This window comes from Phaeodactylibacter luteus, from assembly GCF_007993045.1.
Lineage (GTDB): Bacteria > Bacteroidota > Bacteroidia > Chitinophagales > Saprospiraceae > Phaeodactylibacter > Phaeodactylibacter luteus.
In genome coordinates, this window is the sequence record NZ_VOOR01000205.1 from 1 (window position 1) to 474 (window position 474).

General features: G+C 58.2%; 1 protein-coding gene. It reads right to left on the reverse strand.

Annotated elements, in window-relative coordinates; genetic code table 11:
* Positions 1-474 (reverse strand): Ig-like domain-containing protein (locus FRY97_RS22665; RefSeq protein WP_211356966.1); only part of this gene is annotated, 474 nt, incomplete at both ends.

The following is a 474-nucleotide window of genomic DNA, read 5'->3' on the forward strand; positions in this document are numbered from 1 at the left end:
TACTGGGGTATCCTCGGGCGTGGTATAGCTGTCGTTCATCGCTATTGGCGCATCGTTCACCGGTGTGACAGTCACCGTGGCCACCGCGTCGTCGCAGTCACCGTCTAGGTCACAGATCTGATAGGTGAACGTCTCCGTCCCGCTGAAGTCTGCTGCAGGGGTGTAATCGATACTATCATCTGTGGGGTTATCCGGAGTGCCATTGTCATCGACCGTAGCCGTGCCCCCGTTATCCGGCCCTACCGTGATCACTATCGGCCCAACGCCCGGCCCATTGCTGCCGAAGCTGTCGTTGCCCAGGACATCAACGTCTGTCGTGCCGCTGTCCTCCCCTACTGTGACCGGGTCGTCCATTGCCACAGGCATGCCATCGAGCATACAGTTGTAAGCAGCAGTGCCCGCATCGTTGCCGATATACCGCTCGAAAGCGAACCCGCCGTTGACCTGAATGCTCATGGCATTCGTCAAATCCAA